Source organism: Parundibacterium terreum, from assembly GCF_014636315.1.
Classification (GTDB): Bacteria; Pseudomonadota; Gammaproteobacteria; order Burkholderiales; family Burkholderiaceae_D; genus Undibacterium; species Undibacterium terreum.
Genome location: NZ_BMED01000004.1, coordinates 383,455 through 407,785, shown reverse-complemented (window position 1 = coordinate 407,785; position 24,331 = coordinate 383,455). Strand labels below are relative to the sequence as shown.

The 24,331-nt window shown below is 56.3% G+C and carries 23 protein-coding genes; 14 read left to right on the top strand and 9 right to left on the bottom strand.

All coding sequences use genetic code 11. The annotated features are described in order from the left end of the window. Positions 1-116: 116 nt before the first annotated feature. Positions 117-797 (top strand): TetR/AcrR family transcriptional regulator, encoded by a 681-nt coding sequence (locus IEW12_RS20280; RefSeq protein WP_188567912.1) that lies wholly within the window; start codon positions 117-119, stop codon positions 795-797. Positions 798-910: 113 nt separating this feature from the next. Here IEW12_RS20280 and IEW12_RS20275 read toward each other — a convergent pair whose 3' ends face one another. Next, the gene (locus IEW12_RS20275) at positions 911-1,384 is read right to left on the bottom strand and encodes a DUF2000 domain-containing protein (RefSeq protein ID WP_229751247.1); all 474 of its coding nucleotides are present in this window, start codon (positions 1,382-1,384) and stop codon (positions 911-913) included. A 334-nt stretch (positions 1,385-1,718) separates the two neighbouring features. On the opposite strand from IEW12_RS20275, the gene IEW12_RS20270 reads away from it, so the two are divergent. From IEW12_RS20270 to IEW12_RS20260, 3 genes are all read left to right on the top strand, one after another. Next, positions 1,719-2,567 carry an AraC family transcriptional regulator gene (locus tag IEW12_RS20270; RefSeq protein WP_188567911.1) on the top strand — a complete coding sequence of 283 codons (849 nt, stop codon included), beginning with the start codon at positions 1,719-1,721 and terminating at the stop codon, positions 2,565-2,567. 85 nt (positions 2,568-2,652) lie between these two features. Then, positions 2,653-4,077, top strand: a complete 1,425-nt coding sequence (locus IEW12_RS20265; RefSeq protein WP_188567910.1) for an aldehyde dehydrogenase family protein — start codon at positions 2,653-2,655, stop codon at positions 4,075-4,077. A gap of 408 nt (positions 4,078-4,485) precedes the next feature. Beyond that, positions 4,486-6,570 carry a putative bifunctional diguanylate cyclase/phosphodiesterase gene (locus IEW12_RS20260; protein WP_188567909.1) on the top strand — a complete coding sequence of 695 codons (2,085 nt, stop codon included), beginning with the start codon at positions 4,486-4,488 and terminating at the stop codon, positions 6,568-6,570. A gap of 91 nt (positions 6,571-6,661) precedes the next feature. Here IEW12_RS20260 and IEW12_RS20255 read toward each other — a convergent pair whose 3' ends face one another. Beyond that, the gene (locus tag IEW12_RS20255) at positions 6,662-7,087 is read right to left on the bottom strand and encodes a cupin domain-containing protein (protein WP_188568049.1); all 426 of its coding nucleotides are present in this window, start codon (positions 7,085-7,087) and stop codon (positions 6,662-6,664) included. A gap of 469 nt (positions 7,088-7,556) precedes the next feature. Between IEW12_RS20255 and IEW12_RS20250 the strand changes: the two genes are divergently transcribed. After that, positions 7,557-8,603 (top strand): hypothetical protein, encoded by a 1,047-nt coding sequence (locus IEW12_RS20250; RefSeq protein ID WP_188567908.1) that lies wholly within the window; start codon positions 7,557-7,559, stop codon positions 8,601-8,603. Between the two features lie 29 nt (positions 8,604-8,632). Here IEW12_RS20250 and IEW12_RS20245 read toward each other — a convergent pair whose 3' ends face one another. Continuing rightward, the gene (locus IEW12_RS20245) at positions 8,633-9,106 is read right to left on the bottom strand and encodes an Lrp/AsnC family transcriptional regulator (protein ID WP_188567907.1); all 474 of its coding nucleotides are present in this window, start codon (positions 9,104-9,106) and stop codon (positions 8,633-8,635) included. Positions 9,107-9,314: 208 nt separating this feature from the next. On the opposite strand from IEW12_RS20245, the gene IEW12_RS20240 reads away from it, so the two are divergent. Next, the gene (locus tag IEW12_RS20240) at positions 9,315-9,689 is read left to right on the top strand and encodes a VOC family protein (protein WP_188567906.1); all 375 of its coding nucleotides are present in this window, start codon (positions 9,315-9,317) and stop codon (positions 9,687-9,689) included. A 163-nt stretch (positions 9,690-9,852) separates the two neighbouring features. Beyond that, positions 9,853-10,053, top strand: a complete 201-nt coding sequence (locus IEW12_RS20235; RefSeq protein WP_188567905.1) for a hypothetical protein — start codon at positions 9,853-9,855, stop codon at positions 10,051-10,053. A 124-nt stretch (positions 10,054-10,177) separates the two neighbouring features. On the opposite strand, the gene IEW12_RS20230 is transcribed toward IEW12_RS20235, so the two are convergent. Together IEW12_RS20230 and IEW12_RS20225 are read right to left on the bottom strand one after the other, a co-directional pair. Continuing rightward, positions 10,178-10,792, bottom strand: a complete 615-nt coding sequence (locus IEW12_RS20230) for an FMN-dependent NADH-azoreductase (RefSeq protein WP_188567904.1) — start codon at positions 10,790-10,792, stop codon at positions 10,178-10,180. A 27-nt stretch (positions 10,793-10,819) separates the two neighbouring features. Further along, positions 10,820-11,287: a GNAT family N-acetyltransferase gene (locus IEW12_RS20225; protein ID WP_229751246.1), complete on the bottom strand. Its 468-nt coding sequence runs from the start codon at positions 11,285-11,287 to the stop codon at positions 10,820-10,822. A gap of 152 nt (positions 11,288-11,439) precedes the next feature. On the opposite strand from IEW12_RS20225, the gene pdxR reads away from it, so the two are divergent. From pdxR to IEW12_RS20210, 3 genes are all read left to right on the top strand, one after another. Then, the gene (gene pdxR, locus IEW12_RS20220) at positions 11,440-12,861 is read left to right on the top strand and encodes a MocR-like pyridoxine biosynthesis transcription factor PdxR (protein ID WP_188567903.1); all 1,422 of its coding nucleotides are present in this window, start codon (positions 11,440-11,442) and stop codon (positions 12,859-12,861) included. A gap of 111 nt (positions 12,862-12,972) precedes the next feature. Then, positions 12,973-13,422, top strand: coding sequence for a carboxymuconolactone decarboxylase family protein (locus IEW12_RS20215; protein ID WP_188567902.1), 450 nt, complete (start codon positions 12,973-12,975; stop codon positions 13,420-13,422). Between the two features lie 329 nt (positions 13,423-13,751). Next, the gene (locus IEW12_RS20210; RefSeq protein WP_188567901.1) at positions 13,752-14,234 is read left to right on the top strand and encodes a VOC family protein; all 483 of its coding nucleotides are present in this window, start codon (positions 13,752-13,754) and stop codon (positions 14,232-14,234) included. 189 nt (positions 14,235-14,423) lie between these two features. On the opposite strand, the gene IEW12_RS20205 is transcribed toward IEW12_RS20210, so the two are convergent. Both IEW12_RS20205 and IEW12_RS20200 read right to left on the bottom strand, forming a co-directional pair. Further along, complete coding sequence (locus IEW12_RS20205; RefSeq protein ID WP_188567900.1) at positions 14,424-15,047, bottom strand: cysteine hydrolase family protein; 624 nt, start codon at positions 15,045-15,047, stop codon at positions 14,424-14,426. Positions 15,048-15,100: 53 nt separating this feature from the next. Next, complete coding sequence (locus tag IEW12_RS20200; protein WP_188567899.1) at positions 15,101-15,865, bottom strand: SDR family NAD(P)-dependent oxidoreductase; 765 nt, start codon at positions 15,863-15,865, stop codon at positions 15,101-15,103. A gap of 148 nt (positions 15,866-16,013) precedes the next feature. On the opposite strand from IEW12_RS20200, the gene IEW12_RS20195 reads away from it, so the two are divergent. Further along, complete coding sequence (locus tag IEW12_RS20195) at positions 16,014-16,901, top strand: LysR family transcriptional regulator (protein WP_188567898.1); 888 nt, start codon at positions 16,014-16,016, stop codon at positions 16,899-16,901. Positions 16,902-17,012: 111 nt separating this feature from the next. On the opposite strand, the gene ssb is transcribed toward IEW12_RS20195, so the two are convergent. Both ssb and IEW12_RS20185 read right to left on the bottom strand, forming a co-directional pair. Further along, positions 17,013-17,495: a single-stranded DNA-binding protein gene (gene ssb, locus IEW12_RS20190; protein WP_188567897.1), complete on the bottom strand. Its 483-nt coding sequence runs from the start codon at positions 17,493-17,495 to the stop codon at positions 17,013-17,015. A gap of 67 nt (positions 17,496-17,562) precedes the next feature. After that, the gene (locus IEW12_RS20185) at positions 17,563-18,747 is read right to left on the bottom strand and encodes an MFS transporter (RefSeq protein ID WP_188568047.1); all 1,185 of its coding nucleotides are present in this window, start codon (positions 18,745-18,747) and stop codon (positions 17,563-17,565) included. 324 nt (positions 18,748-19,071) lie between these two features. On the opposite strand from IEW12_RS20185, the gene uvrA reads away from it, so the two are divergent. The 3 genes from uvrA to IEW12_RS20170 all read left to right on the top strand — a co-directional run bounded on the left by uvrA (position 19,072) and on the right by IEW12_RS20170 (position 24,009). Next, the gene (gene uvrA, locus IEW12_RS20180) at positions 19,072-21,942 is read left to right on the top strand and encodes an excinuclease ABC subunit UvrA (RefSeq protein ID WP_188568046.1); all 2,871 of its coding nucleotides are present in this window, start codon (positions 19,072-19,074) and stop codon (positions 21,940-21,942) included. A 382-nt stretch (positions 21,943-22,324) separates the two neighbouring features. Continuing rightward, complete coding sequence (pth, locus tag IEW12_RS20175; protein ID WP_188567896.1) at positions 22,325-22,897, top strand: aminoacyl-tRNA hydrolase; 573 nt, start codon at positions 22,325-22,327, stop codon at positions 22,895-22,897. Then, on the top strand, positions 22,894-24,009 hold the full coding sequence (locus IEW12_RS20170; RefSeq protein WP_188567895.1) for a patatin-like phospholipase domain-containing protein: 1,116 nt from the start codon (positions 22,894-22,896) through the stop codon (positions 24,007-24,009). Before pth ends, IEW12_RS20170 begins: the two co-directional genes overlap by 4 nt. Positions 24,010-24,331 lie beyond the last annotated feature (322 nt).

Genomic DNA, 24,331 nt, shown 5'->3' with positions numbered 1-24,331 from the left:
CTGCCTGAAGGCGGACCATAGCAAACCGGTGTCGCCTTAACCCCTCCTCCAAATTTGACGACGCTTTTCTTCTGGAGTAAATTGAGCCAAACTCAAAATTACTCCCAAAGCAGATCATGATGAAATCCCGGCGCGACAATCTCGGCGTGCGCTCAGAAAAGCGCGTACAGGAAATTCTCGCTGCTGCGCGTGTGCTGTTTGCCAGCGAAGGCTATGAAAAAACGACCACGCTGGATATTGCCCAGCACCTGGGCATCTCCGAAGCAACCGTATTCACTTACTTCGGCAGCAAGCGCGATCTCTGCATAGAAGTAATCAAGCTTTGGTATGCCGAAATTACTGCCGTCCTGCAGGCAGAAATTCCACTGTTTACAGGCACTCGCAACAAACTGCGGTTCGCCATCAACAAGCATCTGCATACGCTGCTCAAGGAAGAGCGCGGCCTGTGTGCATTGATACTCAGCGAAGGGCGCAACACCGATGCCGAGTTTGCAGGCATCATCGCCGACCTTAAACGCCTGTATGTCGCCCCTGTCATGCAGTTGCTGGCCCAAGGCAGGGACAGCGGAGAACTACGCCAGGATATCCCCCTGAAACTGATGCGCGACATGGTCTATGGCCCCATGGAGCATATATTGTGGGAACGCATACTCAGCAACCAGACTCCGGACATCGCCGCCACGACAGAACAGTTGACTGAAATGCTATGGGCCGCCTTTGCCGCGCCCCGGCCTGCGCTGGACAAGCTGACGCAATTCCGTGCCGATGTCATAACGGCCCTGAGCGTATTTGAGTAAAGCTTAAAACTCATTTCATCAGTAGCAGCGAGTGCGAACGAGTCCATTTGGGATGTCGTGCAAGAAATGAGTTCCAAGTAAATTCAACATGCTGTCGGTACATCCAACACGCTTTACGCCAGCAACTCAAGCTTGCCGACTATCCTCGCTATAGATTTTTTCTGGCCTATCAGGGCAACGCCAAGGTATTGCAGACTTTCCACGGGGATTTGCACCACAGCAGATTGAAACTCTTCATAGTTCTTTGTCATCTGCCCTTGCACGGGGAAATCGACGACATCGCAGCCGGCGGCGAGCGCATCTGCGCGCAGTTTCTGCAATTCAACTCCCGATGCGGCCAACATCGCCACTCCTATGGGTATCAGGCCCGGATGAGCAAAGCCGGAAGCATCCACCAAAGGAGCGCCAACCAAAGCCGGATGCCTCTGCCCTATCGTAAGCGCAATTACTGCCGCCGCATTGGCAAGTTTGCCAACAGGCAGATCCTTGTCCAGCACAATCACGCAGCGTGACGGCAGTTCCCTTCCGCCGACGCTACCACCTGCATCCTGCTGCACCATGCCGTCCGGCCTGAATACCGTTTCCATATTTTCCTTTAAATTTAAATTGAGTATTACTCAAATATAATTTAGAGAATACCATGCCGTCAATTGCCAGTAACTATTATGAAATTTTCATTTTTCACCTATAAATTCCAAAAATAACTTACTCAACATGAGCAAAGCTCAACATTCATCAGGGCGACAATTAATAATGCGGGGCATAATTTGCAGGATCAGGCAATAATCTTGCACGATCCTACCCATTCGCCTGGATCATCCACAGTAAAATACTGTACGCATCACAGAGTCAAGCGGACTTGGCTCCCGCCCTGCGTTGCCGCAACCGGCCTTCCTTGAAGATCACATATCGGGAAATATCTTGATTTCGACCGCCATACCCTTCCTGTCGCTGATCAAATCCTCGCAAGCTACCGAGCTGACCCGCGGCATCGTGCTGCCTTCATTTTGCATGGTCATGCAGGGCCAAAAGAAAATCCAGTTGGGCGATCAGATGATTCAGTATGGCGCCGGTGAATACCTGATTTCGACCATAGACATGCCGGCCGCCGGTCAGATCATCGGTGCATCGGAAGCTGCGCCTTACCTCGGCGTGCGCGTGGAACTGGATCCCCGGGAAATTGCGGCTATCGTGCTCGAAGCGAAAATAGACATACCTGCCAACCTGAAGTCCGGCCCCGGCGCCTTTGTCGGCAAGGCTGATGAAGAATTGCGGCAAACAGTGGGAAAACTGCTGCGCCTGCTGGAAACACCGCGCGACGCCGCCTTCCTGGCCGACGCCGTCAAGCGGGAAATCCTGTATCGCCTGCTGACCGGTGAAAACGGCCATCTGGTCTATAGGAATGTCGTCATTGACCAGCAGGAACTGGGCATAGGCAAGGCCATCAACTGGCTGAAGAAAAATTTCAACCGCCATTTCAAGGTGGAAGAACTGGCTGAAGCCGTCAATATGAGCGTGTCCAGCCTGCACCATAAATTCAAGGCAGTGACAATGATGGGGCCGCTGCAATACCAGAAACAACTTAGGCTGAACGAGGCCCGCAAGCTGCTGCTGTCTGGCGTTGCGGATGCATCCACCGCGGCCTACGAGGTGGGCTATGAGAGCCAATCGCAATTCAGCCGCGAGTACCGCAGGCTGTTCGGCGCGCCGCCCATGCAAGACGTAAAAAGCCTGAGGATGCAATCCGACTCTGCAGCTTTGCAGATTTAGGCAAACATCCCGCAGAAATCGGCCTGTTGGCGCAAGGCCGCTTTCCATAAAATGGACTCGCTATCCACCACATTGCGAGATCCACATGAAACACATCAAGCAGATTTACATCAACGGCCAGTTCGCCACACCGCACGGTCAGGAACTCTTTAGCCTGATCAATCCCAGCACCAATCAACTCATAGGAGAAGTGACACTGGGAAATGAGCAAGACACGCAAGACGCCGTTGCCGCCGCAAAAAAAGCCTTCAAGACCTTTTCCAAAACCAGCAAGGAGCAGCGCATCGCCTACCTGCAGCGGCTGCATCAGGCAGTCAGCGCAAGAACCGGCGAGATCGCGGCAACGATGATAGAAGAATACGGCGCATCGCAACAGTTTGCGACGATGTCCGTCCGCTACGCAGCAGAATCCTTTCTGCAGATGGCCAATGTATTGCGCGATTTTGAATTCCAGCGCGACATAGGACGCTCCAGGCTGTCGCTGGAACCGTTAGGAGTGGCCGCACTGATTACGCCATGGAACGCCAACGCCAGCTTCATCTGCAACAAGCTGGCAACTGCAATTGCCGCCGGTTGCACCGTGGTCATCAAGCCCAGCGAAATGAGCGCATTACAAACCCAGCTGGTTGCTGAGTGCCTGCATGAAGCGGGCTTGCCGGCAGGCGTATTCAATATCGTCAATGGGCGCGGTGATGTGGTCGGCGCGGAACTGACCCGCCATCCGGATATCGCCAAGATTTCCTTCACTGGCTCTACGCTGGTCGGCAAGGGCATTGCACGCGATGCTGCGGCAAGCCTGAAGCGGGTCACGCTGGAACTGGGCGGCAAGTCGCCCAACATCCTGCTGGACGATGCAGATCTTGCTACGGCCATTCCTATGGCGGTGATGGCGGCCTATATGAATAACGGCCAAGCCTGCATCGCCGGCACCCGCCTGCTGGTACCCGAGCATAAACTGGAAGAAGTAAAGACACTGGTGAAAAAGGCTGTCGCCGGCATCAAGGTCGGCAATCCGGCCGATGCAGAAGTTGGCCTGGGCCCACTGGTCAGCGTGAAACAATATGAGCGCGTGCAAAGCTACATAAGGCTGGGCATAGAGGAAGGCGCCGAGTTGCTGACCGGCGGCGAAGGACACCCGGCGGGGCTGGAAGCGGGCAATTTCGTCAAGCCTACCGTCTTTGTCAACGTGAAGCCGGGCATGAGGATTGAGAAAGAGGAAATCTTCGGCCCCGTGCTGTCCATCATCAGCTACCGTACTGAAGAAGAAGCAGTAGAGATCGCCAATGATACCGATTACGGACTACAGGCTTATGTCAGCTCGGCCGACTATGACCGCGCCAGCCGCATCGCTGCGCAAATCGTGGCCGGACGTGTACTAATCAATTGCCTGGATCATGATCCGGCTGCGCCTTTCGGCGGATTCAAGCAATCTGGCATGGGGCGCGAGTACGGCGTCTATGGATTAGAGGAATACCTCGAACCGAAGGCCTTTATCGGTAGCAAGAAGTAATACAAAAAGAACAGCACGCCGGAAAACCAGTATCCAAGCGTGTCGCCGGACTTCGCTATATTTTCAGGCGAGGCCGGCAAGACAAACGGAGCTCTTCAGGAGCTCCGTTTTGTTTTCATGCCTGCAAGCCGGAATGCAAAACAAGGTTAAGCTTATCTGTCCGAAAAAATATTTACGTACTGAAACGTTTATAATAGCGCCAACGGTCGGTTGACCCATCTCGCAATACATCCAATCAACACTACCGTTAGTTTTGCCGCAGTTAGTTTTACTGCGATGTGCAAACACGGACAACGCGCTCCATCTTTATTCCTGAATATCGAGTAGGCGTTTGTAACTCTTCGTTGGAATATCCGCCGCTTAACCCGCAAGACCGTCACGCGGGTTACGGCACAGAATGAAACCCTTATGTTAGCTGCGCATTACGAATCCCTGCTGGTCCTGATCTCAATCACGGTTGCTGTCCTTGCCTCCTATACCGCACTGGACATGGCCGGCAGGATCAATTCCAGCCAACAGAAAAGCGGTTCATGGTGGCTGGCCGGCGGCGCGCTCGCGATGGGCATAGGCATCTGGTCCATGCATTTCATCGGTATGCTTGCTTTTCGCCTGCCGATCGCGCTCGGCTATGATCTCGGCATTACCTTTCTGTCACTGCTGATTGCGATCACCGCCTCCGGTTTCGCGCTGTGGCGCATCAGCCAGCCTACGCTGCCACTGAAGCAATTGAGTGTCAGCGCGGTGCTGATGGGTATTGCCATTGCCGCCATGCATTACACGGGCATGGCCGCGATGCGCATGACTCCTGGCATACAGTATGACCCGCTATTGTTTGCCACGTCCGTCGTGATTGCGATTGCCGCCTCCGGCGCCGCGCTGTGGATCGCCTTCATGTTGCGCAAGAACACACCTAATGTAAGGCTGGCAAGGGCCGGTGCCGCACTGGTGATGGGTGCGGCCATCGTCGGCATGCACTATACCGGCATGGCTGCCGCCAATTTTCCCGAAGGCAGCATTTGCCGCGCGGCAGTGGAGGGAGTCGGCCCCGGTTGGCTTACCATCGTCGTCTGCATCGTTACCCTCGCCGTGTTGACAATAGCCCTGCTCACCTCGGTGCTGGATGCAAGGCTGGAATCGGAGACCGCCAAACTGGCGCAATCGCTGGCCGTCGCCAACAAGGAGTTGTCGCAGCAGGCCTTGCAAGACAATCTGACCAAACTGCCTAACCGCACACTGCTGGAAGACCGGCTGGAGCAGACCATCAACAAGGCTTGCCGCACAAACACGCGTTTTGCACTAATGTTCCTGGACCTGGATGGTTTTAAAGCAATCAACGATTCTCTTGGACACCATGTCGGCGATCTTTTGCTGGTCGATGTAGCACACCGGCTGAAGAATGCGCTGCGGGCGCAGGACACCGTTGCCCGCCTTGGCGGCGATGAATTTGTCATCCTGCTGGAAGTGAAAGACCCCGAAGACGCAGCCCCCATCGCCGACAAAATCGTCAGGATCATAGGCCTGCCCTACCATATCAATGAATACAAGCTGTCGGTCTCAACCAGCATAGGCATCGCCATCTATCCTGACGATGGCAAGACGCGGCACGACCTTTTGGTCAACGCCGATGCCGCGATGTATCACACCAAGGCCGCCGGCCGCAACGGCTATCATTTTTTTGAAGCTTCGATGAACACCAACGCGCATAACCAGCTGGAGCTGATGCAGGATTTGCGGCTGGCGCTGGAGCGCCGGGAATTCCGCCTGCACTACCAGCCCAAGTTTACCGCGGCGGACGGCAGCATGACAGGCGCCGAAGCGCTGATACGCTGGCACCATCCCAAGCGCGGCATGGTCGCCCCGGACAACTTCATTCCAGTGGCGGAGAAAACCGGGCTGATCATTCCTATCGGTGAATGGGTGCTGGACGAAGCCTGCCGCCAAATGCGCGAATGGCACGATGCCGGCAACCAGCAATGGAAAATCGCGGTGAACCTGTCGGCGCTGCAATTCAATAGCGAACATTTGCCTGCAATGGTGCAATCCACGCTCGCACGCCACCGCCTGCCGCCTGAAAGCCTGATCCTGGAAGTCACCGAATCGACCGCAATGCACGATGTGGAAGCCAGCCTGCTCACCTTGAATATCCTGGCCGAGTCCGGCGTCAATATCTCGATCGACGACTTCGGCACCGGTTATTCCAGCTTGCTGCACTTGAAGCGCATGCCCGCCTGCGAGCTGAAGATAGACCGCGGCTTCATCAATGAACTGGAGCGCGGCTCGGACGATGCCGCCATCGTTACGGCGATTGTCGCGCTGGGGCAATCGCTGAACCTGCGCATCGTCGCAGAGGGCGTGGAAACCGAAAAGCAAAAGGATTTCCTCACCGCCCTGGGATGCAACGACCTGCAAGGCTACCTGATGGGCCGTCCTATGCCACCGGAGCAATTCCTGGCAGCAGCCCTCGCCGTAAAGGCAGTAAGCCCCGGCGCTTAAGCAAAATCCCTGCTGTACCAGTTTCCGCAGGCGATACAGCGGGCGGCGAGGCTACAATATGCCGCATTTCAGTACACCTGCGACCGGGCAATCACTTCTTGTCAAAGGTCACCAGATTGGTGTTTTTACTTTCGGTGATAAAGATGGCGAGCAATTTCGCAGGTTCGGTCGCGCTGGCATTGTCGCTGACCACGTGATGGGCGCCCGGCTTTTCAGTCCAGCTTTGGCCCGCCTTGAATACCTCCTCCTTGCCACCCTCCAGCTTGCTGCGGATTGCCCCCTCCAGCACATAGGCGACGACAAATGCCTGGCCGTGCCGGTGAGGCAAAGACTTTCCTCCTGGTTCGTAAGTCACCAGCAAGGCAGTAATACTTTTTCCGGGTACATTCGGTATGCCATAGGCAAAGGCGGGAACTACCGTTTCGCGCGGCGCTTCCGCTTCGGCGGAAAAAACCTGCGTGGAAATTGCCAGCAGCCCGCCGAAAACGGATTGCAATAACAAGCTGCGAATATTCATATGAACTCCGGAATCAAGGGTGGTCAGGCTTGAAGAAACTGGTAGCAAGGGGTAGCAACGGCGAGCAACACCGGTCCCAGAAGGAATGGGCCGATATTTGTCGCTCAGATATTCTAGGATGGCCGGATTTCTATTGCCGACGGAATGCCAACACTTTTTTTTCGATACAAGCTGCCAGGACCGTTCAATGTTTGAATGTTGCAATGTCTCTGGAATGGCTTCCTGCAAGAGAATGTTTTTCCCGGGAATTGGTCTCCCGGCGCTCTCTTCACCGCATTTATCATCTATCCGGTGCAAATCGGTTACCTCTCTCTGTATCGCTTTGGAGCCCGCTTTTCGCACTGCAAGCTCAAACAGGAACGCCCCGGCAAAGGGAATGTCAGATGTCACAGTAGTGGGCTCCTCACAAGGGTGCTAGCCTTCCAGCGTTGAGCAAGCTCCTTTTTCAACAAGGTATTTTCGAGAAAATATGGAAACAAATGCTGCATCGTTCATCAGGGATTCCGGCCTCAGCCACAGACTGTGGTATCTGGCACCTGCGTTCGCATCCATCTTCTATCCGCTACTGCTGGCGGGCTTCACCCGTAGCGTGAATGCTAGCGATAGCCATTTCCTGCTTTCCACCTTCATGCTGGCGCTGGTATTTTCCGTTCCCGGCCTGGGCTTGTATGTCAGCCTGAAAGCCGGGCGCAATGCGCATCCGGGTTACGGGGAATTGCTTGCGAAACGCGCGGCATTACTGGCTATCGCGAGTCCGCCGCTGTATACCGCGCTCGGCGTTCTGTTGTATATGGCAGGCGATCCGGTGAAAGACTCGACACTTTGGATACTGCTGTGGATAACGGCAACCGTCTATCTGGCGTGGATATTATCCAGCGACAAATTCACTCAACCGGTAGGTATCAAGATCGCGTCGCCGCGCCTACGGGTTGCCCATGGGATCAGCGCTGTCGCCATCCTGTTGCTATTCCTGGTGATGCATCTGTCCAATCACCTGAGCGGCCTGATCAGCGAAGCCACGCACAGGGAGCTAATGGATATATTTCGCCACGTGTACCGGGCAAGGCTGGTAGAGCCGCTGATCGTCCTGCTCTTCCTGTTCCAGGTCGCTTCAGGAATGTCGCTACTGGCGGTGCATAGCAGGCGCGGTGCGGATTTTTACCGCACGCTGCAGATTGCTTCCGGCGCCTATCTGATATTTTTCATCCTGGGCCATATGAACTCCGTCTTTTTCTATGCGCGCATGTTTGCCCATATACAGACCGACTGGAATTTTGCCACCGGCGCACCCACCGGGCTGCTCAAGGATGCGTGGAATATACGGCTGCTGCCGCACTATCTGCTGGGCGTGTTCTTCGTGCTGTCCCACCTTGTGCTGGGAGCACGCATCATCGCGCTGGCACACGGTAAGGACAAGGCATTGACGAACAGGCTGACACTGGCAGGCATCGCCGTTTCAGCACTGATAGCCATCGCTATCATCCTCGGCATGGCGGGCATTCACCTGGGCCACTAGGCAGCCCGGAAATAAACTTTTCAGGCAAGCTACTCGTCTTTTATCGCAACTGACAGGCCTACCTTGGCCCTGTCCATCACCACCGAGGTCCGGAAGCGGCGCACATTGGTATTCTCAAAGAACAGCCTGTGCGTCAAGGCTTCGAAATCGGCCATATTGCGCGCGGTGCAGATCAGCGCAAAATCCGCCTCACCGGTGATGTAATAGCACTGCTGGACTTGCGGTTCTGCCCTCGCAGCGCGCCGAAAAGCATCCAGCTGGTCCAGCCTCTCCCTTTCCAGCTCCACCATCACGACAAAGCTCATTTCCATCTCCAGCGCATCCTGATCCAGCCCGGCAATCTCGCGCAGGATGATCTTGTTTTCGCGCAGTCTTTTCAGGCGGCGCTGTACCGATGCGATAGACAAACCGCAGGCATCCGCCAATACGTCCAGGCCCAGCGTTGCGTCTGCCTGCAATTTTTCCAGCATCAGCCGGTCTTGCTTATCCAAAGATATCGCCATGACTCATTCCACTCATTTTTTTCAAGACTATGCAAAAAATACTCGTCTTTGCACTGTTTTGCAAAAGATATCAGTCACAGCATTTTCTTATACTGGAGATGTCCGGGGTGGCAATGATCTGCACATGCGCTTGCAGAGCCGCTCCGGCAACAAAAGCAGAAGTGAGAATTTTGCGTATACGCTAGACCAAGTTAATTCAGGAGTATCCATGATTGACCATATTTCCGCCGGCACACATCACTACGCCGAGGCTGTTGAATTCTATCGCCGCGTGCTGGCACCGATGGGCATCAATTTGCAACGCGATAACGGAAAAGAAGCTGCGTTTGGAACCACGGAGCAATGGATGTTCTTCTTGTATCCGGTGGAGCCGGGAGAGAGCGTGACCGCCAAAGGTATGCATATTGCCTTTGGTGCGCGGTCGAGTGAACTGGTGACGCAGGTGCATGACGCTGCGCTTGCCGCCTCCGCTACCGATATTTTTACGCCACGCAACAGGCCAGATATCAGCCCTACTTACTTTGGCGCCATGTTCAGCGACCTGGACGGCCATCGCATAGAGGTGAAGACCGATGCGAGCTGAATGCCAGACCATCCTTCCGGAAAAATTGTCTCACCCTAAAGAGGGAGGAAGGCGCTCCCCCATCTAGGATGGCGATAGAGAAGATGAAATCCTATGATGAATCAAGCCGGTGCCATTCCGGTCGCCATCATCTGAATATGAAATTTTCTTAGGAGAATATCTTATGAATAAGGAATTGATCTGGCCGGACAAGCGGGAATTTGGCAGCAAGTTCGGGCAGCCCCCGGCAGACTCCAGGGTAAGGCAGATAAGAGAAGTCAGCAGCACCGTGCCAGGCGTCATCCGGCGCGTCGTAGAATTCAACCACAGTTTCCAGACAGTTGCCTATGTGGAGCCGCGGAATGAGAAAAAGGGTATTTACTAGCTTACCCAATGCATACGGATGATGCGCACGTCGTTTCCCGAATAGGTATCTGCGATCTGTTCCGCCTCCAGGCACCGCCTTCCTGCAACGGGAAGGCGGTTTATTTCATTTGCACTGGACCCAGCTAAGCTGAGAAATGATTCGCCAGCTCCAGATCCGACTCTTCTCTGGCGCTAGCCAATGCTTGCGGGCCGAAGGCGGTTCCCTGCATGGAAAAGAAACTCAGATTGTGCAGGCCTATCATCGCAAATATGGCTTGCAGATACGGCTGCAAAAAATCCGGCTGGCGGCCGCGCTGGCCAAAGCGATAACTACCGGAACTGATCGCGACAAACACCGGCCTGTCAGCCAGCAAACCCTGCTTGCCTTCCGGCGATAAGCCAAAGGTCCTGCCCGCGCGTACCACTTGGTCTAGCCATGCCTTCAGCACTGAAGGCACCGTATAGTTGTGCATGGGCGTAGCGATAACGATGCAATCGGCGCGCTCCAGTTGCAGGATCAAGCGTTCAGACTCTTCAATGCCGCCGGTTTTTGAAGATTCGCTGGCAACTTCCGGCGCCAAGCCTATCGCAGCCATGTATCCGCTACCGATATGCGATACCGGATTCGCGGCCAGATCCAGCGCTTCTATCTCCGCACCAGGATTTCTTTCCTTCAGTTGATCGAGGATGCGCTGTGAAAGTTGATAGCTCTCGGATGCCTTGCCACGCGGGCTGCAGCTTATATGCAAGATTTTCATGTATGCCTATTTCTATATTTCAATGGTTTAACGCAAAGCTTTTGCGAAATGCATCCCTGTGAGCAGCAGGCCTTCGCGGAAATAAAAGCGCTGGGCCAGCGCATTGCTTGCGGCTGTATCCAGCACCAGCTTGGTACAGCTCGCCTTATCAGCCATGTCAGATAAGGCGCTCAGCAACTGGGCGCCCCAGCGCTTGCCGCGTGCGCTATCCAGCGTGACCAGATCATCGACGTACAAAAACTTCCCGTGCACCAGGTTTTCCTTCAGGCGGTAGCCTGCCAGCGCTACCGCCCGTTCACCCTCCCATACTGCAAGCAGGCGATAACCCTGAGGTTTCATGCGGGTAACGCTGGCGATAAACTCTGCCGCATCTGCCAGCGATGGCCTGAGCTGTTTCATCACCGGATAGCAGGCAAGCAGTTCCGGCTCGGTTTCGGCATGCAGCAATATGCCGCCTGCTGCATCAATTGGCGGAGTCTCAATGTCTTGCATCATCAGTCCTTCTTGAAGGTAGTCAATGGCATGATTTTACGAGTTTCATGCCATAATCAGGAGAGCCATAAAATGGCATATCGACTAGACCATGAATCACCGGTAAAACTTTGGCGCCATACTTGTCCAATACGACCAGAACCTCAGGAAAACCAATGAGCAGCCCGCAAACACATAGCTTCATTTCCCTGAATGCATCGGACAAGGAACCCCTGTACCGGCAGATATACCATCGCTTCCAGAGCGCTATCACCGACAGGCTGCTGAAGCCTGGAGACCGTATCCCGGCGGCACGCGCACTGGCGGCGGAACTGGGTCTGGCAAGGGGAACCGTCGAGGCTGCCTATACCTTGCTGATCGCCGAGGGATATGTGGAAACGCGCGGCCAGGCCGGCACTGTCGTTACGCCGGGTCTGCAGCCGCGCGCGCCCATCCCGCAGGTTCTGCCACCGGCCAGCCAGGACAATGCGATCCAGGGTTTTTACCAGCCCACGCTGCTGCCGTTTCAGATGGGCTTGCCTGCGCTGGATGCCTTTCCACGTAAAATATGGGCCCGCCTGACAGCCCGTTCAGTCCGTGCCATGCAGGCGACGGACATGATTTATCCGCAGGCCGCCGGCAGCGATCCCTTGCGCATTGCCATAGCCCAGTATGTGCAGTTTTCTCGCGGAATCAACTGCTCGCCAGCCCAGGTCTTCGTCACTTCCGGTTACCGCAGCACGCTGGAACTGATCGTCCGCGCCTTGCTGAAGCCTGGCGATAGCGCGTGGGTGGAACAGCCGGGTTATCCACCCACCAATGAATTGCTGAGCCGTGCAGGAATGACACTGGCACCGGTACCGGTGGACCAGGAGGGCATCCTCGTTGCGCACGGCATCAAGGTGGCACCGCGCGCCAAGCTGGCGGTAGTGACGCCTGCCCATCAAAGTTCGCTGTGCATGTCGCTATCCTTGCAAAGGCGTTTTGCCTTGCTGGATTGGGCCGTACGGGCCAAAGCCTGGATCGTGGAGGACGACTACGACGGAGAATACCGCTACGTCAGCCGGCCCCTGCCCGCGCTGAAAAGCCTGGACCGCGATGGCCGCGTGCTGTATGCGGGCACCTTCAGCAAGGTCCTGTTCCCCGCAATCCGCCTCGCCTATCTGATCGTTCCAGAGGAACAAGTAGAACACTTCAACAAGGTCAACCTGGCCTTTTCCAGCGCCAGCCCTGCGCTGACGCAAGCGGTCGTCAATGACTTCATCACGGAAGGTCATTTTGCACGCCATATCCAGCGCATGCGCCGGCTGTATGGTGAGCGCCGGCAAATGGCGGCGGATGGCTTGTCACATGTACTGGGCAAGCACCTGAGCATCGATCCGCAACCCGGCGGCATGCACCTGATCCTGCGCATGCGCGGCAAGCGCACCGACAGGGCCTTGGCGCAACGCATCAGGGAGCATGGCATGTCCGCCCTCGCCTTATCGGATCGCAGCGCCGGCGAAGATATGCGGTCTGCGCTATTGCTGGGCTTTACCAATATCGATTCCCGGCAAACAGCGGAGGCCCTGGGCAGGCGCATCCTCAGCCTGCTCTAAATTTTCTGGCGACACATGGCCTAGTTCCTAAGCATATTTATGGCCCTTTCCACCTAGGCCAATCGGCGGCAAGATGTGAACCATCCCATTCACATCAGCCAAGGAAGAACCATGAGCCAGCGCTTCGATATCCCCAAGTCCGCACCCGATGCCTACAAGGGCCTGGGCAGCGTCAAAACCTATCTGCAGAACTGCAGCCTTTCGCCTGTGCTGGTAGAACTGGTCAATCTGCGCGTGTCGCAAATCAATGGCTGCGCCTTCTGCATAGACATGCATTCCCGCAACTTGCTGAAGAAAGGCGTCAGCATCGACAAACTGGTGCTGGTGGCGGTGTGGCAAGAAGGCGGCACGCTGTTTGATGCGCAAGAACGCGCCGCGCTGGCGTGGGCCGAATCGGTCACCAATGTCGCCGAGACTGGCGTGCCCGACATCAGCTATGAAGCCGCGGCGGCGGTCTTCAGCGAAAAAGAAATGTCCGACCTGACCGTCACCATCGCACTGATGAACGCCTTCAACCGCATCGGCGTCAGTGCTCGCCTGGCGCCGGCCGCGGCCAGATAACTATGAGCCAAAACAAGACTGCGCGGTAGCAGACGGCACTCACAAAAGCTTCACTCCCTCCGCCAGAGGAAATGAAGCTTTATTTTTGTTACGGCCTATTCAATAAACTCCTCCGGGCTGCCGGCGGCTGTCCGGGCATGCAGTAAGACTTTGTAACAAGTCCATTTTATCTATGCAAAAAAGTGCAAAAATAACCACTCTGATCGACGACCCAGCGTAGATGCGCCCCTATACTGAATGAGCACGAGGTCAAACGACTGGATTAACTGTGGCAACAGTCCGTCAAGGGGAATTTCCCCCGCCGGCGGAAATAGAGGAGGAGATGGAAGATGATTAAAAAGAACACACTCTGTTTGTGGTACGACGATGGTGCTGAAGAAGCCGCCAATTTTTATGCCAAAACCTTTCCCGACAGTACTGTCGGAGCGGTTCACCGTGCGCCGTCAGATTTTCCAGGTGGTAAGGCAGGCACCGTTCTGACGGTCGAATTCACGGTATGCGGCGTACCGTGCATAGGCCTGAATGGCGGACCGACTTTCAAGCACAGCGAAGCCTTTTCTTTTCAGATCGCCACCGATGATCAGGCAGAGACTGACCGCTACTGGAACGCCATCGTCGGCAATGGCGGCGTGCAAAGCCAATGCGGCTGGTGCAAGGATAAATGGGGCCTGTCCTGGCAAATCACGCCACGCGTGCTGACCACGGCAATGGCCCAAGGCGGCGAGGTCGCCAAGCGGGCATTTGATGTGATGATGGGAATGAAAAAAATAGACGTCGCCAAGATTGAGGCGGCGGTGCGCGGCGCGAGCTGACGGACATAAGCCTACGGTAGAAAAATCCCGCTCCTGTTTCAAGGAAGCGGGTTTCATCAGAAAAAGCTTGATTCCGGCTTAAAACGGAATGTCTTCATCCATTTAGGGCATGCTCGATGCCAGGCCTGTGGCGGGCTGCAAAAAATCGGGCTGGCCGCCGCACAAGTAAAAAACCTCCCTCCAAACCTGTCAGTTCTTTTGAACATAGCTTAGAAATTCGTCGATGCTCAGCGTTTCATGGCCGAAGGTCGGATAGGATATTTCCAGCGCCGCCCGGTGTGCCTGTTCCGTAAAATCCGCCACGGCATCCTTCAGGAAAGTGACGTGGTATCCCGCTTCCAGCGCATGCCGTCCGGTGCCTTCCACGCAGGTCTGCGAGGTCAGCCCGGCCAGTACGACTTTCTCTATGCCATGGGCGCGCAACTGCTGTTCCAGGTCAGTGCCGATGAAGGAATCGAACATGCGGTGATGGCTGATGATGATCTCGCCGTCTTGCGGCTGCATAGGCGGGTAGAACTCGTCGCCGTAGCTGCCTTTCCAGAATACCTGATTCTCCAGGCCAAACTGGAAGCGCGGATGCACGTGCGAGACGTCATCGAAGCTGTGTTCATCCACGCCGTGCGGCGCGAAAAAAATCTTCATGCCTGCTTTTCTCGCTTCGCCCAGCAAGCGTTGCAGGTTTGCCTTCAGATTCAACTCCTTCAGCATAGGTCCTATCATGCCGCTCAGCTTGCCGTCATCAGCGAGGAAGTCGTTGAGCACGTCGATAAAAATGACTGCGGTAGTGCTGCGTGGGTAGGTGGGGCTGCTCATGTCAGTTCTCCTTCAAATGAGAAATATTCAGTTTGTTAAAAAAGGCGCAAGGCTCAGCTTGCGCTCTGGCCGCCGTCGACAATCAATGCGTGGCCGTTGACGTAAGACGCCAGATCCGACAGCAGGAACAATGCGGCCTTGGCCATTTCTTCCGGTTCCGCCAGCCGGCCCAGCGGTATGCCTGCGGCAAACGGATGCGACTCTCTACCGTCGGCATCATGCGATATACGGGCATCTGTCATCGGTGTACGGGTAATCGACGGATTGACCGAGTTGACCCGAATACCGCGCGACCCCAGTTCCACCGCAGCAGCCCGTGCCAGCGAAACGATGGCCCCCTTGCTTGCGCTATATACCGTGGTGCCCGGAAAGGCGATGTTGGCCAGCACCGATCCATTGAACACAATCGCACCGCCGTGGCCTTGCTCACTCATCTGCGCCGCTTGCGCCTTCAGGCAAAAGAAAGCGGACTTCAGATTGGTGTCGATCAGCTTGTCCCATGTGCTTTCATCCACATTGCCGATAGGCCCGCCGCCGCTGATCCCGGCATTATTGAATGCGCCGTCCAGGCGACCGAAATACGATACAACCTGAGCAACCATGTGCGGAATGCGCTCAATCTCCGCCAGGTCTGCACGGATGAAAGCGGCCTCGCCGCCAAAAGACGAAATTTCTTTCACTACCGCATTGCCCTCTTCGGTCCGGCGCCCGGTAAGCGCCACCTTCGCACCTTCACGTGCGAACAGGATCGCGCTGGCGCGGCCTATACCTGAAGTTCCGCCCGTCACCAATATCACCTTGTCTTGTAACAATCCCATGATTACTCCTTTGCACTACTGTTGATGCATGCCAAGGCTATGCGGCCCAGGCCTGGATAAAACGCTGCTGTTTTGCGTGATTCATTCTCATCCATTTGTGCTATGGTTACTATCCATCAGAACTGAATATGAACTATTCGCCAGACAAATGAGTGACCGATTTCAGGAATTGAATGTTTTCGTGCGTGCGGCAGAGTCCGGCAGTTTTTCCGCCACGGCTCGCAAGCTGGGGCTATCGCAGCCTTCGGTATCCCGCATCGTTTCCGAACTGGAAGCGCGCCTGGGCACCAAGCTCTTGCTGCGCAGCACGCGCCAGATCACGCCGACCGAGGCCGGGACTGCATTCCTGCAAAGGGCGCGGCAGATACTGCATGACCTGGAAGATGCGGACGAATCGGCGCGCGGTACAGATAGCCTGAGAGGCGTACTGCGCATCGCGCTGTCTTCCATACTCAGCGTACGGGTGGTGATCCCCAGCCTGCCTGTCTTCCTGAAGACGCATCCGCTGCTGAAGCTGGAACTGCTGGCGACAGACAGCATGCAAGACCTAGTGGCGGAAGCAGCCGACATGGCGATCCGCTTTGGGCGGCTGGAAAATTCCGGTTTTGGCGTGAAAAAACTGGCGACGATGCAGCGCGTGCTGCTGGCCTCCCCCTCCTACCTGGAGGCACGCGGCATGCCGCAGACGCTGGCGGACCTGGCCGCACATGACTGCATCTTCGGCCCCAGCGGTTCCCCAACGGCTCCGTGGACTTTCAGGCACGAGGGCGCCATGGTTTCCATCAAGGTGGAACCGCGTTTCCAGGCCACCTCCGCTGATGCCACCATCGCCTGCGCGCGCGAAGGCCTGGGCATCGTCCGGGCCTCGGCCTTAATTTGCCGCAATGAGATCCAGTCAGGGCAACTGGTCCCGGTATTGCCCGGCTACCTGCTTGATCCGGTAGACCTGCACGCAGTCTTCCCTTCCGGGCGGATACCGTCGCAGAAGGTACAGATGTTTACGGCTTATCTTTCCGAAGTGCTGGCCAAGCTTTGAACGACTCGCGAACCGGTCTAAAGGCACCCAGCGCAATCGATAAGTAGGCAAGAAAAAACCCCAGCAGCCTGGGCTACTGGGGTTTTGTTTAAGTCTTAAAAACGTTCAGGCTTAGAACGGAATATCGTCATCCATATCCGAGAAATTAGGCGCCGGGCGGGAAGCCGGTGCCTGTGGACGTTGTGCCGGTGCTGCCTGGCGTGGTGCCGGTGCGCTGTAGCCGCCACCGTCATCCATACCTGAACCACCGCCCATACCTTGACGGCTGCCCAGCATTTGCATGGTGTCAGCAACGATGTCGGTTGCGTATTTTTCTACGCCGTCCTTGTCTGTGTATTTACGGGTTTTCAGCTTGCCTTCTACATACACTTGCGAACCCTTTTTCAGGTATTGGCCTGCGATTTCGGCCAGCTTGCCGAAGAAGGAGATACGGTGCCATTCCGTTGCTTCTTTTTGTTCACCGGATGCACGGTCTTTCCACTTGTCGGTGGTGGCTACCGTGATGCTGGTGATTGCATCACCGCTAGGCATGTAGCGTGTTTCCGGGTCGCGGCCCAGGTTGCCTACGATGATGACTTTATTAACAGATGCCATGTATTTCTCCAGTGGGGTTGCGCATGTATAGTCCATGCGTGTCAGGTAAATCTAAACTAAACTCTATCTATGCTTGGGCGGGCTGCATCGTTTTAGCGCGGCGCGGCAGCTCAGGCATGTTGAGCGCTATTATAAGCCACGCAAGTGTCAGCCCGGCACCAATTATGAAAACAGATGAAGGCCCTACGTGTTGTTTCAGGTAGCCGCCCAAGGCACCGCCGCATGCCAGGCCCAGCGCCTGTAGCGTGTTGTACACGCCCAGCGCCGTGCCCTTGGCTGCCGGCGGCGCAAGCCGCGATACCAGCGAAGGCTGGCTGGCCTCCAAAATATTGAAGGACAGGAAAAAAGCAAACAGCAGGCCTATCAGCACCACAGGCTTGTCCAAAAACTGCCAGAAACCCAACTGCACCAGCAGCATCAGCGCAATGGCCGCAATGAATACCTGCTTCATCTTGCCGCGCTTTTCGCCGATGAAAATGGCGGGCAGCATTGCGATGAAAGAGCCGAATACCACCGGCAAATAAACTTTCCAGTGCGAGGCCAGCGGGATATCCGCATACTGCACCAATGCTGACGGCACCACGACGAACATCGCCACCTGGGTCAGGTGCAAGGCGAACACGCCATAGTTCAGGCGCATCAATTCCTTATTCTTCAGCACTACGCTGAAAGGCACGCGCTCAGCCTTGATCATCGGCGCGGCCGGGGTCACAAACAGCACCACGCCTATCGCCAGGATGGACAAAATGCCGGTCGCGATAAAGATGCCGCTCATGCCTATGCTCTGATACAGCGCGGGTGCCGCAACCAGCGAGATCGCAAAGCTCAAGCCTATCGATCCGCCCACCATCGCCATCGCCTTGGTGCGGTGCTCTTCCCGCGTCACATCGGCGATCAGCGCGGTAATCGCGGCGGAGATCGCACCCGCGCCCTGGATCGCACGGCCTATCACCACGCCCATCACACTGGTGGCGCCGGCAGAGATGAAAGCACCCAGTGCAAACAGGATTAAACCAATGACAATAATGCGTTTACGGCCATATTTGTCCGATGCCATGCCGAAAGGCAGTTGCAATAGAGCCTGGCTGGCGCCATAGATGCCCATTGCAATGCCGACCAGCGTCGCATTATCGCCACCGGGCAAGGTTTTTGCGTGTATCGCAAACACTGGCAATATCAAAAACAGGCCCAACATACGGAGAGCGAAAATGGATGCAAGCGACGTACTTGCACGAATTTCATTGCGGCTCATCCCCGCCCCTTGCTCAGGAGTAATATGTGCGGATGCAGACGACTCGGCTAGCGTATCGCCTGCCGACGCAGTGGAAGAGCTGGATTGTGTTGCAATAGACATAATACTGGCAAAAGACAGGAGCAAAGCAGGCATGCGGCCTGCGTCAAGTTTCAAAAACCCGTTATAGTATCAGGTTGCTTGTTCCCACATCCGAAATACGGGAAACCACTTCACCCATGCGGAAAGCAGTAAATGACAGAAACCCGGATAAAACCACGTTCTACCCCATCAAAAGCAGCTAAATCGGCCAAACCCGCTGAAATAGACTTCAGCGCTACCGGCATGAGCGCGCACAATCGCGATGAGATCCGCATCCGCGGCGCGCGCACGCACAACCTGAAAAATATCAGCCTGGATCTGCCCCGCAACAAGCTGGTGGTCATCACCGGCCTGTCCGGCTCCGGCAAATCCTCGCTGGCCTTTGATACGCTGTATGCAGAGGGCCAGCGCCGCTATGTGGAATCCCTGTCTGCGTATGCGCGCCAGTTCCTGCAATTGATGGAAAAACCGGATGTGGACCTGATCGAAGGCCTGTCGCCAGCGATCTCCATCGAGCAAAAAGCTACTTCGCACAATCCGCGCTCCACGGTAGGCACCGTGACCGAGATTCACGATTACCTGCGCCTGCTGTATGCACGCGTCGGCACCCCGTATTGCCCGGACCATCCTGAGAACCCGCTGGCGGCGCAATCGGTGTCGCAAATGGTGGATGCAGTGCTGGCCATGCCTGAAGATACCAAGCTGATGATACTGGCGCCGGTTGTCGCCAACCGCAAGGGCGAGCACCTGGACATGTTCGAGCAGATGCAGGCCCAGGGCTTCGTGCGCTTCCGCGTACAGAGCGGCACGCATGACGCCAAGATCTATGAAGTGGACGACCTGCCCAAGCTGAAAAAGACTGAAAAACACACGATCGATGTCGTCATCGACCGCGTCAAGGTCAAGGAAGAGATCAAGCAGCGGCTGGCAGAATCCTTTGAAACCTCGTTGCGTATCGCCAATGGCCGTGCACTGGTCGTGGAAATGGATAACGGCAAGGAACACCTGTTTTCCAACAAGTTCGCCTGCCCTATCTGCGGCTACTCGCTGCAAGAGCTGGAACCGCGCTTGTTCTCGTTCAACAACCCTATGGGCGCCTGCCCGGAGTGCGATGGCCTGGGCCATATCGAGTTTTTCGATCCCAAGCGCATCGTCGCCTTCCCCAACCTGTCCCTGGCCAGCGGCGCGGTCAAGGGCTGGGACAGGCGCAACCAGTTTTACTTCCAGATGCTGTCCAATCTGGCAGCGTTCTACGATTTTGATATCGACACGCCTTTCGAGCAACTGAGCGAAGCAGCGCAAAAAGTGATCCTGTACGGCTCCGGCAAGCAGACCATTCCGTTCACCTATATCAATGAGCGCGGCCGCACCGTCATCAAGGAACATACCTTTGAAGGCGTGATCAACAACCTGCAGCGCCGCTACCGCGAAACCGATTCGATGGCGGTGAAGGAAGAGCTGGCCAAGTTCATCAATGAAAAGCAATGCCCATCCTGCGAAGGCGCACGCCTGCGCGTGGAAGCGCGCTATGTCAAGGTAGGCAATGGCAAGCAGGAACGCGCAATCTACGAGGTCAGCGCAATGCCGCTGCGCGCCACGCTGCACTTCTTTGAAACCCTGAAGCTGACCGGCGCCAAGAAAGAAATCGCCGACCGCATCATCAAGGAAATCAGCTCCCGCCTCACCTTCCTGAACAACGTGGGCCTGGACTACCTGTCACTGGAACGCAGCGCCGATACGCTGTCCGGCGGCGAAGCACAACGCATACGCCTGGCATCGCAAATCGGCTCCGGCCTCACCGGCGTCATGTATGTGCTGGATGAGCCGTCCATCGGCCTGCACCAGCGCGATAACGACAGGCTGATCGATACGCTGAAGCATTTGCGCGACATCGGCAACAGCGTGCTGGTGGTAGAGCATGATGAAGATGCGATACGCTGCGCCGACTTCGTGGTCGACATGGGCCTGGGCGCCGGCGTACATGGCGGCGAAGTGATCGCCCAGGGTTCGCTGGAAGACATCATGAAGAGCAAGAAGTCGCTCACCGCACAATACCTGAGCGGCGCGCTGAGCATAGAAGTGCCGAAGAAGCGCACCAAATACAATCCCGAAAAACAATTCGTGATCGGCGGCGCACGCGGCAACAACCTGAAAAACGTCACGATGAAACTGCCGGTCGGCCTGCTGACCTGCGTCACCGGCGTTTCCGGTTCCGGCAAATCCACGCTGGTCAACGACACGCTGTACCATGCCGCCGCGCGCCACCTGTACGGCTCGCAAACCGAACCGGCCGCGTTTGACACCATCAGCGGCCTGGAACACTTCGACAAGGTCATTTCCGTCGACCAGGCGCCGATAGGCCGCACGCCGCGCTCCAACCCGGCCACCTACACCGGCCTGTTCACACCGATACGCGACCTGTTCTCCACCGTGCCTTCCGCCAAGGAACGCGGCTACAGCGCGGGCCGCTTCTCGTTCAACGTCAAGGGCGGCCGCTGCGAAGCCTGCCAGGGCGATGGCGTGATCAAGGTAGAAATGCACTTCCTGCCGGACGTATATGTTCCCTGCGACGTCTGCCACGGCAAACGCTACAACCGCGAAACCCTGGAAGTGCAATACAAGGGCAAGAACATCAACGAAGTGCTGGGTATGACAGTAGAAGAAGCGCATGAATTCTTCAAACCGGTGCCAGTCATCGCACGCAAACTGCAAACCCTGCTGGACGTGGGCCTGGGCTACATCCGCCTCGGCCAAAGCGCCACCACGCTGTCTGGCGGCGAAGCACAGCGTGTGAAACTGTCGCTGGAACTGTCCAAACGCGACACAGGCCGCACGCTGTACATCCTGGACGAACCAACCACCGGCCTGCACTTCCACGACATCGACCTGCTGCTGAAAGTCATCCACCGCCTGCGCGACCAAGGCAACACCGTCGTGATCATCGAACATAACCTGGACGTGATCAAAACCGCAGACTGGATCGTCGACCTCGGCCCAGAAGGCGGCGCAGGCGGCGGCCAGATCATCTCCGCCGGCACTCCGGAAGACGTGGCAGCAGATGCAGCCAGCGTAACAGGTAAGTATTTGTTACCGCTGTTGAAGAAGAAAAAGTAAATCGGTAAAACGTAGCTTGTAGATCGCAGGACATGCTACGTTTCACCGCTTACAGATGCTCCGGTGCATAAAGAAAGACGGCCTGATTGCCGTTGTTCTTGACGTGCCACCGCTGGGGACGCAGCATTTTGTGCGTCACAGAAAATGGATCAGAAATAGACGTTGTTTGAGCCGAAGGCGAGTTTCGTCTATTTCCCATTTTTTGTAACGCATAAAATGTGATGAGGCTTAGCCTCATCACCCGCAGGGCAAGTCTGCGGTCGCCTTTTTTGGCTTACCTTTTTTGGCGAAGCAAAAAAGGTAAGTGGCTGTCGGGCCACCCCCGACCTGCACCAACGAAGTGCAGCTCTGCTAATTTACTGCAACTGATCATCAATACTATATGTCCATACGCCTCATAGCCGGCCTAGGCAACCCAGGCCCCGAATACGAACAAACCCGCCACAATGCCGGCTTCTGGCTGGTAGACCAGCTCACGTCCGACCTGCAGCGCGACAAGAACCTGAACGCACTGGTCGGCAAGACCAGAATAGGCGGCGAAGACGTGTGGCTGGTGCAACCGCAAACCTATATGAACCGCTCCGGCCAGTCGGTCGGCGGCCTGGCCCGTTTCTACAAGATCGCGCCGGAAGAAATCCTGGTCGTGCATGATGAGCTGGATATCGCCCCCGGCCTGGCCAAGCTGAAAAAAGGCGGCTCCTCCGGCGGCCACAACGGCCTGAAAGACATCACCGCCGCATTGGGTACGCAAGACTACTGGCGCCTGCGCATAGGCATAGGCCATCCGCGCACGCTGAACCTGCGGCAGGAAGTGGCGGATTTCGTGCTGCACCGTCCGCGCAAGGAAGAACAGCCGCTGATCGATGAAGCGATTGCCCGCAGCCTGGAGATCATCCCGCTGCTGGTTGCCGGCAAATTCGATACCGCCACCATGCAATTGCATACCGTCAAATGAAACATATCTCCCGGCAAAGCCCGGCGCTGACCATACACGCGGGCAAAAAAGCGCTGGAGCATCTGCGCCAGCACGGCCTGCAGGCCAAGGATATTGCCATCATCCCGGCAGCGGCCGGCGGCCCCAAAGGACTGATACTGCAATCGCTGGACCAGTGGCTGTTCGGCACCTGGCTGGCCGCAGCGCCGCGCGAGCGCACGCTGATAGGCTCGTCCATAGGCGCGTGGCGCATGGCCGCCGCCAGCCATGCTGATCCGGTAGCCGCCTTCCAGCGCCTGGGCGACCTGTATTGCGAACAGCGCTATCCGGAAAACCCCAGCGCCAAATATGTGACCGACGCCTGCCTGCAATTGCTGGATGATTTCCTCGGCGGCCATGAGCAAGAGATAGTCAGCCAACCCAACCACAGGCTGCACCTGCTGGCCGTGCGCGGCCTGGGCCTGCTGAAGTCACCCAAAAGCAGCGCTGCCGCCAAGGCAGGCTTTGCCGCTGCCACGCTGGCCAATATGGGTTCGCGCGCCAAGCTGGCCAAGCATATGGAAAGGGTCGTCATCGGCGACACCCGCGATCCGCTGTTCTGGCTGAAGGCCAAGTTCGATAATTTTGAAACCCATTTCGCATCGCTGAACGCGGGCAACCTGAAACCGGCGCTGCTGGCATCCGGCACGCTGCCGCTGATCATGGAACCGGTGCGGGATATCCCGGATGCGCCTGCCGGCACCTACTGGGACGGCGGCATCATCGACTACCATCTGGCGTTGCCCTACTCGCGCGTCGCCAGCGCGGTCGATGGCGGGCTGGTGCTGTATCCGCACTTCACCGACCACATCGTGCCCGGCTGGCTGGACAAGCCTATACCGTGGCGCCGCGCCAGCCTGGGCCACAACCGCGACTGGCTGGACAATGTGATCATGGTAGCGCCGTCACGCGCCTTCCTGAAAACCCTGTCGCTGGGCAAGCTGCCGGACCGCAAAGATTTTTTCTACTACGGCACCAACCACGATTTCCGCATCCAGAACTGGCGCATCGCCATCTACGAAAGCGAACGCCTGCGCGACGAGTTTGCCGCGTTTGCAGAAAACCCCGATCTCAGCCGTGTCATTGCGCTATAAATAAAACGCTGTGCCCCGTAATCCGGTGCTCTCGTAGGTGCAATAGCGCCAGCGTATTGCACCGCTTAACGTCAAATAAGCAGCGCATTTATTTTTAACTCGTCCCTTACAATCCAGAGCTGCTTGAGCGATAGAGGAAAATTCGGTGCAATACGCTAGCGCTATTGCACCCTACCCTCAGCATCGTGCGAGCTTTTGTTTTTCGCGGGGTGTGATAGCGCAAGCGTATCGCACCGAATGAAACTGCAAATAAAAACGCCGCATCCGGCATTGCCGATGCGGCGTTTCATTATCAACAAAAATCAAACTCCTGCTACGGCTT

Coding starts and splice junctions, on each gene's coding strand:
- IEW12_RS20230 (WP_188567904.1), bottom strand. CDS start 10,792: ATGAAAATCTTGCATATAAGCTGCAGCCCGCGTGGCAAGGCATCCGAG.
- IEW12_RS20215 (WP_188567902.1), top strand. CDS start 12,973: ATGAGCCAGCGCTTCGATATCCCCAAGTCCGCACCCGATGCCTACAAG.
- IEW12_RS20275 (WP_229751247.1), bottom strand. CDS start 1,384: ATGGAAACGGTATTCAGGCCGGACGGCATGGTGCAGCAGGATGCAGGT.
- IEW12_RS20185 (WP_188568047.1), bottom strand. CDS start 18,747: ATGAGCCGCAATGAAATTCGTGCAAGTACGTCGCTTGCATCCATTTTC.
- IEW12_RS20265 (WP_188567910.1), top strand. CDS start 2,653: ATGAAACACATCAAGCAGATTTACATCAACGGCCAGTTCGCCACACCG.
- IEW12_RS20280 (WP_188567912.1), top strand. CDS start 117: ATGATGAAATCCCGGCGCGACAATCTCGGCGTGCGCTCAGAAAAGCGC.
- IEW12_RS20235 (WP_188567905.1), top strand. CDS start 9,853: ATGAATAAGGAATTGATCTGGCCGGACAAGCGGGAATTTGGCAGCAAG.
- IEW12_RS20195 (WP_188567898.1), top strand. CDS start 16,014: ATGAGTGACCGATTTCAGGAATTGAATGTTTTCGTGCGTGCGGCAGAG.
- IEW12_RS20250 (WP_188567908.1), top strand. CDS start 7,557: ATGGAAACAAATGCTGCATCGTTCATCAGGGATTCCGGCCTCAGCCAC.
- pdxR (WP_188567903.1), top strand. CDS start 11,440: ATGAGCAGCCCGCAAACACATAGCTTCATTTCCCTGAATGCATCGGAC.
- IEW12_RS20170 (WP_188567895.1), top strand. CDS start 22,894: ATGAAACATATCTCCCGGCAAAGCCCGGCGCTGACCATACACGCGGGC.
- ssb (WP_188567897.1), bottom strand. CDS start 17,495: ATGGCATCTGTTAATAAAGTCATCATCGTAGGCAACCTGGGCCGCGAC.
- IEW12_RS20245 (WP_188567907.1), bottom strand. CDS start 9,106: ATGGCGATATCTTTGGATAAGCAAGACCGGCTGATGCTGGAAAAATTG.
- IEW12_RS20260 (WP_188567909.1), top strand. CDS start 4,486: ATGTTAGCTGCGCATTACGAATCCCTGCTGGTCCTGATCTCAATCACG.
- IEW12_RS20225 (WP_229751246.1), bottom strand. CDS start 11,287: ATGATGCAAGACATTGAGACTCCGCCAATTGATGCAGCAGGCGGCATA.
- IEW12_RS20205 (WP_188567900.1), bottom strand. CDS start 15,047: ATGAGCAGCCCCACCTACCCACGCAGCACTACCGCAGTCATTTTTATC.
- IEW12_RS20210 (WP_188567901.1), top strand. CDS start 13,752: ATGATTAAAAAGAACACACTCTGTTTGTGGTACGACGATGGTGCTGAA.
- IEW12_RS20240 (WP_188567906.1), top strand. CDS start 9,315: ATGATTGACCATATTTCCGCCGGCACACATCACTACGCCGAGGCTGTT.
- IEW12_RS20255 (WP_188568049.1), bottom strand. CDS start 7,087: ATGAATATTCGCAGCTTGTTATTGCAATCCGTTTTCGGCGGGCTGCTG.
- pth (WP_188567896.1), top strand. CDS start 22,325: ATGTCCATACGCCTCATAGCCGGCCTAGGCAACCCAGGCCCCGAATAC.
- IEW12_RS20200 (WP_188567899.1), bottom strand. CDS start 15,865: ATGGGATTGTTACAAGACAAGGTGATATTGGTGACGGGCGGAACTTCA.
- uvrA (WP_188568046.1), top strand. CDS start 19,072: ATGAGCGCGCACAATCGCGATGAGATCCGCATCCGCGGCGCGCGCACG.